Annotated in this window: 8 protein-coding genes; 4 read left to right on the top strand and 4 right to left on the bottom strand. The window is 75.1% G+C overall.

Annotated elements, in window-relative coordinates; all coding sequences use genetic code 11:
• Positions 1-558: 558 nt before the first annotated feature.
• Complete coding sequence (locus tag IG64_RS05625) at positions 559-1,143, bottom strand: helix-turn-helix domain-containing protein (protein ID WP_037852535.1); 585 nt, start codon at positions 1,141-1,143, stop codon at positions 559-561.
• A gap of 115 nt (positions 1,144-1,258) precedes the next feature.
• On the opposite strand from IG64_RS05625, the gene IG64_RS05630 reads away from it, so the two are divergent.
• Together IG64_RS05630 and IG64_RS05635 are read left to right on the top strand one after the other, a co-directional pair.
• Positions 1,259-2,095 (top strand): EamA family transporter, encoded by an 837-nt coding sequence (locus tag IG64_RS05630; protein WP_037852537.1) that lies wholly within the window; start codon positions 1,259-1,261, stop codon positions 2,093-2,095.
• A gap of 58 nt (positions 2,096-2,153) precedes the next feature.
• The gene (locus IG64_RS05635; protein WP_037852540.1) at positions 2,154-2,801 is read left to right on the top strand and encodes an FMN-binding negative transcriptional regulator; all 648 of its coding nucleotides are present in this window, start codon (positions 2,154-2,156) and stop codon (positions 2,799-2,801) included.
• A gap of 132 nt (positions 2,802-2,933) precedes the next feature.
• Here the strand turns inward: IG64_RS05635 and IG64_RS05640 are convergent, their stop codons facing one another.
• Positions 2,934-3,587 carry a TOPRIM nucleotidyl transferase/hydrolase domain-containing protein gene (locus IG64_RS05640; protein ID WP_037852542.1) on the bottom strand — a complete coding sequence of 218 codons (654 nt, stop codon included), beginning with the start codon at positions 3,585-3,587 and terminating at the stop codon, positions 2,934-2,936.
• A gap of 67 nt (positions 3,588-3,654) precedes the next feature.
• Positions 3,655-4,539 (bottom strand): winged helix-turn-helix transcriptional regulator, encoded by an 885-nt coding sequence (locus tag IG64_RS05645; protein ID WP_037852545.1) that lies wholly within the window; start codon positions 4,537-4,539, stop codon positions 3,655-3,657.
• A 55-nt stretch (positions 4,540-4,594) separates the two neighbouring features.
• On the opposite strand from IG64_RS05645, the gene IG64_RS05650 reads away from it, so the two are divergent.
• Positions 4,595-5,854, top strand: a complete 1,260-nt coding sequence (locus IG64_RS05650; protein ID WP_037852546.1) for an MFS transporter — start codon at positions 4,595-4,597, stop codon at positions 5,852-5,854.
• A gap of 91 nt (positions 5,855-5,945) precedes the next feature.
• Here IG64_RS05650 and IG64_RS05655 read toward each other — a convergent pair whose 3' ends face one another.
• Complete coding sequence (locus IG64_RS05655; protein ID WP_037852549.1) at positions 5,946-6,863, bottom strand: helix-turn-helix transcriptional regulator; 918 nt, start codon at positions 6,861-6,863, stop codon at positions 5,946-5,948.
• Between the two features lie 162 nt (positions 6,864-7,025).
• Here IG64_RS05655 and IG64_RS05660 point away from each other — a divergent pair, with 162 nt between their 5' ends.
• The gene (locus tag IG64_RS05660) at positions 7,026-7,622 is read left to right on the top strand and encodes a UbiX family flavin prenyltransferase (RefSeq protein ID WP_037852551.1); all 597 of its coding nucleotides are present in this window, start codon (positions 7,026-7,028) and stop codon (positions 7,620-7,622) included.
• The last annotated feature ends 125 nt before the right edge of the window (positions 7,623-7,747 follow it).

The raw sequence follows: 7,747 nt of genomic DNA on the forward strand, positions 1-7,747 counted from the left end.
CGCGGCGCGTACCGGCGGACGGCCCGGGGCGGCCCCCGGCGGCCGCCACCGGCGTGAACGGCCGGACCGTTCCCCCGACAGCCGGACCTCGGGGGGCGTCCCGCGCATCGAGCCGTCCGACGCGGACGCCTCGGCGCGCACGCTGCGGGAGTTCGCCGCGACGGTGACGCACGAGATGCAGCACGCCCTCGGCTCCGTCACCGGCGGCTTCGATTCCCAGCAGCCCGGGCAGACGATGAAGGAGCGGCGGACCTGCTCCGAACTGCGTGCTTCGGCATGGGGGCGTCCGCGGCGTTCGGACTCGCGATCGGGGACGGCTGTCCAGCCAGTGAGGCCAACACTCCACGGTGCTGGAGGTGATCTCCGAAAGCCGGCGGTCCTCCGAACGCGCGACGGGGCCGCCGCCCGCCGGCGCCGCTTCTCACGCGGGGGCACGATGGGCTCGCCGCTCGCCGCTCGCCGCTCGCCGCTCGCCGCTCGCCGCTCGCCGCTCGCCGGCACCGCTTCCTGCCCGGGGCCGGCCGCACGAGCCCGTGCGCCCTCCTGCCGCGGCGGGCGTCAGGCCGCGGCGCCGGGGCCCGGCGGCAGGTGCACCGTCATGATCAGACGGCAGGTCCCGGTGCCCGCCCCGCGGTAGGTGTGGGACGTGTCGCCGTCGAAGGTGGCGGTCTGGCCTGCTTCCACGGTGTGCTCGGTGCCGTCGACGACCAGGGTCATCCGGCCGGAGGTGACGCTGACGGTCTCCACGACACCGGCCTGGTGAGGGTGGCTGGGGTACTCCTCGCCCGGCTCCAGCCGCCAGCGCCAGACCTCGACCGGGGCGGGCCCCGAGGTGGTCAGCATGAGCCGTGCCTCACCACCGTGCGGTCCGTTCCACAGCGGCGTGAGCGCGTCGGCGGCCACGACGCGTACGCGGCCCTCGGCCCGGCCCTCCAGCAGGGCCGAGACGGAGACGCCCAGGGTGTCGGCCAGCCGTACCAGCGTGGCGAAGTTCGGGTTCCCCTGCGCCTTCTCCAGGGCCACCAGAGCACCCTTGCTGACCTGTGCGCGCCGGCCCAGCTCGTCCAGGGACAGCCCCGCGCGGGTACGGGCCGCACGGACGTTGTGGGCGAGCGTTCGCAGCGCCGCCTCGGTCTCCGCCATCCGGTCCTCTCCTCAGTCGGTTGATCACTGCAATGTACCGCGCGGTCGTTCAGTTGACATGGGACGGTCGTTTCGTTGTACGGTGCGGTCGTTCCATCGACAGCAAGGATGTACCGTGATCGCACTGCTGCTGGCCCTGGGCAGCTCCCTCGCCTACGGATGCGCCGACTTCCTCGGCGGCCTCGGTGCCCGCAAGGCCCACGTCCTGCGGACCGTCATGGTCGCCGCCCCCGCCAGCCTCACGGTCGAACTGCTGCTGTGGCCCGTCCTCGGCGCCTCCTTCGAGCCCGGCGCCCTCGGCTGGGGGGCCGCGTCCGGCGTCGCCTCGGCCGCCGCGTTCGCCCTGCTCTACAAGACCCTGGCCATCGGCCCGATGAACGTGCTCTCACCCGTCACCGCGCTGGTCTCGGCCGCGCTGCCCGTCGCCGCGGGACTGCTCCAGGGTGAACACCTCTCCGCCGCCGGACTGGTGGGGCTGCCGCTCGCGCTCGCCGCGGTCGTGCTGGTCAGCGCCGGACACGGCGCGGGCGCCGCCCGGCCCGCCCGGACGGCGCTGCTGCTGGCGTTCGGGGCGGGTGCCGCCATCGCCCTCCAGCTGATCTGCCTGCACCAGGCGCCGTCCGGCAGCGGTGTGGCCCCGCTGGTCGTCGGAAGGGCGGTCTCCTCGGCCGTCACCCTGACCGCGGCCGGGACGCTGCGCCGCAGGCTGGGGCCGGAGAAGCCCGCCTACGCGATCTCGGCGGCCGCGGGCGTGCTGGACTCGGTGGCGAACCTGCTGTTCCTGCTCGCGGCCCGCAGCGGGGACCTCACCGTCGTCGCCGTGATCACCGCTCTGTACCCGGCGGGCACGGTGCTGCTCGCCCGCGGGGTCCTCGCCGAGCGCATCCACCGCGGCCAGCTCGTCGGCCTGGGGACGGCCGCCGTGGCCGTGGGCCTCCTCGCCCTCACCTGAACCACCGCACCCCCGACCGCGCGCCGGTCGCTACCGCACCCCGCCGAAGGAGAAGCGCATGTTCATCCAGCCCTGGGACGCCGCCCTGGACGACGCCGAGTGGCGGACCTGGATCGCCGACGGCCACGACTTCGGCCAGCTCGCCGTCAACGGGCCGCCCGGCCGGCCACCCGCCGTGGTCCCGACCCACTTCACCACCGACGGGGACCACCTGCTGATCCACCTCGCCCGGCCGAACCCCGTCTGGGCGGCGATCGAGCACGATCCGGACGTCACCTTCACCGTCATCGGTGACTACGCCTTCGTTCCCGGCCCCTGGCGGGCAAAGCCCGGCACACCGCCCACCGAGGGCGTCCCCACCAGCTACTACGCCGCCGTCCAGTTCACCTGCCGCGCCCGCATCGTCGACGACCCCGAGGCCAAGGCCGCGCTGCTGCGCCACCAGATGGCGCACTTCCAGCCCGAAGGGGACCACGCACCCGTCGAGGCGGGCCGCGCACCCTACGGCCGCCTGCTCTCCGGAATCCGCGGCCTGCGCCTGGAGGTCGGTGAGGTGCGGGCCAAGTTCAAGTACGACGACCACAAACCCGTCGGACACCGCACCGCCGTCGCGGGCCGGCTCACCGAACGCGGCCGGGGCCTCGACGTACCCGCCGCCCGCGGGCAGCTGCGCCGCCTGGGCCGCGTGGGCCCCTGGAAGCCCTGACCGCCTGCCGGGGCCCGACCGCTTCCCGAGGTCTGGCCGGCCGGGGGGACGGGGGCGCGCCGGCGCGGCCCGGCACGGGCCGGTGGCGCCGGGCATGTGCCGGTGGGATCGAGGGCGTGCCCGTGGCCGGGCTCAGACGTGCGTGAGGAGGCGTTCCAGGGGCCGCGGCACGCGCCCCGGGGGCAGGTGCTCGACCAGGGCACGCGCGTAGAGGGCCTTGCGGCCGCTGTGCGTGCCCAGGAACCGCCGCAACTGGTGCTCCACGGGCCGTTCCCGCTGCGCGGGCTGTCCCCGGAAGGTACGGAAGGGCCGGGTCTCGCCCTGTGCCTCGATCACCCGCTGCACCCCCTCGGCCCCGAGAGCGCGGATCAGCTCGTCCTCCAGGTCGGCGACGCACACGTGGAACCCGAGCCTCTCCAGTCCGGCCCGCCCGGGCGCGGGGGCGAGACCCACCCGCTCCAGATGGCGCCGGAAGTGCCGCTCCTCGCCGATGTCGCAGAGACCGGCCAGCGGCAGGCCGAGCCCCGGAGGGCCGCACACGTCCAGGAAGCGGCCGATGTTGGTGGCGCCCCCGAGCGGAACCACCGCGACCCCCTCCGCGCCCAGATCGCGGCCGTACCGGGCGGCCAGCGCGTCGAGCGCCGACCGGTCACTGCTCCCCTCGACGAGCACGACCGTGCGCACGCCGTGAGCCAGCTCCCGCGCAGCGGCGGCCGCCGCCTGAGTCCCCGCCCCGCCGGCCGCCCATGCGACCGCCGCCAGACCGAACCGCCCCGACTCGTCCACGAGACCTCGCTTCCCGCCGCCATCCTGGCACCGCGGGGATCCGGTCCGCACGCGAGTTTCCGGGCCCTCACGCCCCCGTCCGGGAGTCGACCAGCGCCAGGGCGTCGTCGACGGAACCCGCCGGGTCGTCGAGCGGGTACAGCACGCCGCGCACCGTGCGGGAGGCGTCGAGGACGAGGGTGAGCCGCTTGAGGCGGTCCACGCCCGCCGCGCGGAAGGTGGGCAGCCGCAGCGCCGCGGCCAGTTGCAGATCGGCGTCGGAGAGCAGCGGGAAGGCGATCCGCTCGTGCTCCGCGAAGGCGGCCAGTTGGTCGGGGCGCTGCGTGCTGACACCGTGCACCCGCGCGTCGCGCCGCGCGAACTCCGCCATCCGGTCGCGGTAGGTGCACGACTCCAGGGTGCAGCCGAGGGTGCCCGGGATGCGGTCCCAGCCCGGCGGGTAGTCGTGGCCGCCGGGCGCGTAGGCCCCCGGGAAGCAGTACAGGACCGTCCAGGTGTGGTCCGCGGAGACCGGGTCGGCCGGCACGCCGCCGGGACCGGCCAGTTCCAGCGGGGGGAGGGTGCGTCCGACCAGGGCGTGCACCCGCCGGGTCTCGGCGGAATCGGCCGGGCTGGTGGCCGAGAGCGCGCCGTCGCCCAGGACGTGGCGGGCGCCCCAGTCCTGGAGGGCGACCAGGACCGGGAGCAGGCCGCGCCCGGCCGGCGTCAGGTGGTACTCGTAGCGGGGCGGGTGCGGGCTGTAGAGGCGTTTCTCCAGCACTCCGTCCGCGACGAGGGTCTTCAGGCGCTCGGTCAGCACTTTGCGGCTGATGCCGAGCCCGTCCCGCAGCGCGTCGAACTGGTGCGTGCCGCCCGCGACGTCGCGGATGAGCAGCAGCGTCCACGGGTCCCCGACCACCGCCAGTGCCTGCGCGATCGCGCAGTCCGGGTCGCCCAGCTCTGTGTATCGCATGATCCATGAGTATAGTCAGTTCCCAAAAGAGACTCACTCGAAGCAGGGGGGCGGCGTGACGACGGTGGTGCGGGGGCGGGAAGAGGAGCGGAAGCGGCCGGACGGCGCGGCGCGCGCGGCGGTGTTCTGGCGGTACTGGGCCGCGTCCACGGTGAGCGGGATCGGCGACGCCGTCACGTCGGTGGCCCTGCCGCTGCTCGCGGTCCTGGTGCTGCACGCCTCGGCGTTCGAGGTCAGCCTCGTCACCGCCGCCTCGTTCGTGTCCTGGCTGCTGATCGGCCTTCCGGCCGGGGTCCTCGTGCACCGGCTGCCGCTGCGCGGGACGCAGGTGGCGATGGACCTGGTCCGCGCCGTCGCCGTGGCCTCGGTCCCGCTGGCTGCCGCGCTCGGCGTGCTGGGCCTGCCGCAGCTGATCGTGGTCGCCCTGGTGGCCGGCCTGGCGTCCGTCGTCTTCGACGTCGGCAACTCGACCTTCCTGCCCTCCCTGGTCGGCAAGGAGGAACTCACCGCCCGCAACAGCCTCACCTCGGGCACCCGGGCGGCCACCCAGCTCGGCGGCCCCTCCCTCGGCGGCGTGCTGGTCCAGGTGCTCGGCGCCGCGGCGTCGGTCGTGGTCGACGCGGTGAGCTACGTGCTGTCGGCCGCGCTCATGGCCACCCTGCCGCGGGCCGCGCACCCCGCACAGGAGGAACCGCGCCGGGGCGTGGGCGAGATGATCCGCGAGGGCTGGCGCTACGTCGTCCGCCACCCCGTCATCGGCCCCTGCGCGGCGGACGCGACCGCCGTCAACTTCGTCTGCGGCGGCCTGATGGCGCTCACCCCGGTCTTCCTGGCCGGCACGCTGGACGCCCCGCCCGCCCTGGTCGGCGCGCTCATCGCGACCGAGGGCCTGGGCACCCTGGCCGGCGCGGCCCTGACACCCCGGATCGTGGCACGCCTCGGCAGCGGCCGGGCGCTGCGCCGGGCCGCGGTGGCCGCACCGTGCTTCGCGGCGCTGCTGCCGCTGGCCGGCCACTCCGCGGCACTCGGTCTGTTCGCCCTGGGCAACGCCGGCTTCGCCGGGTCCGTGGTGGTGACGAGCATCGTGACCCGCACCTACCGGCAGACCGCCACACCCCCTGAGCTGCTGCCGCGCGTGATGGCCACGGTCCGCTTCATCTCCTGGGGTGCGATCCCCTTCGGTGCCCTGACCGGGGGAGGCGCCGCCGCCCTGTGGGGCGACCGCGTCTCCCTGGCGCTCATGGCCGTGCTCTGCACGGTCAGCCCCGCGGTCCTGCTGGCGAGCCCGGTCCGCCGGATGCGCGACCTCGCGTGACCGCCACCGCCGTGACCGCGACGACCGCCGTGGCGTCATGACCGCTGTGGCGTGTGCGGCGCGGCGGGTGAGGCCCGTCCCGGCGCGGCGGTCACGGCGCTGAGGACCGCCGGGTCTCCGTGCGCGCACGCCTGCGGAAGCCGAGCGGCGTCTCCGAGGTGCGCTGGCGGAAGAAGCGGGTGAAGACCGTGGTACTGGAGAAGCCGAGCCGGTCCGCGACCGCGGACGCCGGGAGCTGTGTGTGCAGCAGCAGCCGTTTGGCCTCCAGGACCAGCCGGTCGTCGATGAACGCCTTGGCCCCGCGCCCGACCGCGGCGTTCGTCGCGCGGGTCAGCGAGCGCACGCTGTAGCCGAGCCGGGCCGCGTACGCCTCCACCCGGTGGTCGCGGACGAAGTCCTGCTCGACCGCGTCACGGAAGCGGCGGAAGGCCACGTCCCCGGCATGCCTGCGCTGCCCGCCCGGCAGGTTCGCCAGGCGCAGCACCAGGACCGACAGGAGATGCCGGACGACCGCGACGTGGACCTCCAGCGGCAGGTCACGCAGCCGGTGGTACTCGCTCTCCAGCAGCTCCAGCGTCCGTTCCAGGGGCTGCGCGGCCTGCGGCGCGGGGGACATCGGCAGCCTCCATGCCCTGCGGTCCAGATGCGCCCCGGCGACGGTGGCCGCGTCGAGGAAGCTCGCCTGGAACAGCACCACCGCCGTGTCCGGTACGTCCGCACCGCCCCGGCACCCGTCCGGGAACCGTACGAACTGGCCGGGCCGGATCCACAGCCAGCTCCCGGGCGTCACCGTGCAGTCGGTGGTGTCCACCACGCAGCGCAGCAGCCCCGAGCGCACGGTCGTCAGGAGATGGAACTCTAGGCGCACGGGCGCGTCGGCCGTCGCACCGAGCCGCCCGATGCGGGTCAGCAGCCCGGGCAGGTCGGTGACCTCCACACCGGGCGGCCCGCCGGGGGTGGTGGGGAAGGGGAAGGCGACGGGTCCTGCATCCTGTCCGATTCTGCTCATCTCGTGCCCGAGTCTATCGCCGGCGACCGTGCGGACATCCCTAGCGTGAACGGTGGAACGACCGGGAATCGGGCGTGGCGCCGACCGCCTGCGGCCCACCCGGGCGACTGATTCTGCGCACCCGGCCACCGGGCCGTGCGCCGAGCGGAGGAGGACCGGCGGATGCGGCTGATCGTGGGGATGACCGGGGCGACCGGGGCCGTGCTCGGGGTGCGGCTGCTGGAACGGCTCGCCGCCGATCCCGGGATCGAGACCCACCTGGTGGTCAGCCGCTGGGCGCGCGCCACCATCGAACTGGAGACGGGCCGCACGGTGCGCGAGGTGAGCGCACTGGCCGACGTCACCCACCGTCCGGAGGACCAGGGCTCGCCGCTGTCCTCCGGTTCCTTCCGCACCGACGGCATGGTGATCGTGCCGTGCAGCATGAAGACGCTGGCGGGGATCCGCGCGGGGCACGCCGACGGACTCGTGGGCCGTGCGGCGGACGTCGTGCTCAAGGAGGGCGGACCGCTCGTCCTGGTCCCGCGCGAGACCCCGCTCAACGAGGTCCACCTGGAGAACATGCTCGCGCTCGCACGGATGGGCGTGCGCATCGTTCCCCCGATGCCCGCCTTCTACAACCATCCGCGCACCGTCGACGACCTCGTCGACCACCTGGTGGTACGCGTCCTCGACCAGCTCGGCGTCGACACCCCCGCCCGCGGCCGCTGGGCCGGCATGCGCCCGGCCCGCGCCGAGCGACCCGCCGGCGCTCCTTGACCGGCCCCGCCGCCCCGTTCCCGGACCGGCCCGCCGCCCTCACAGGCCCCACCCTCGACCGGCTCGACGCCCCAGCCCTGTCCGGCCCCGCCCCCGTTCCCGGACCGGCCCGCCGCCGCCCGCCC

Origin of the sequence: Streptomyces sp. NRRL S-340 (genome assembly GCF_000720185.1) — a bacterium.
Taxonomy (GTDB): Bacteria; Actinomycetota; Actinomycetes; order Streptomycetales; family Streptomycetaceae; genus Streptomyces.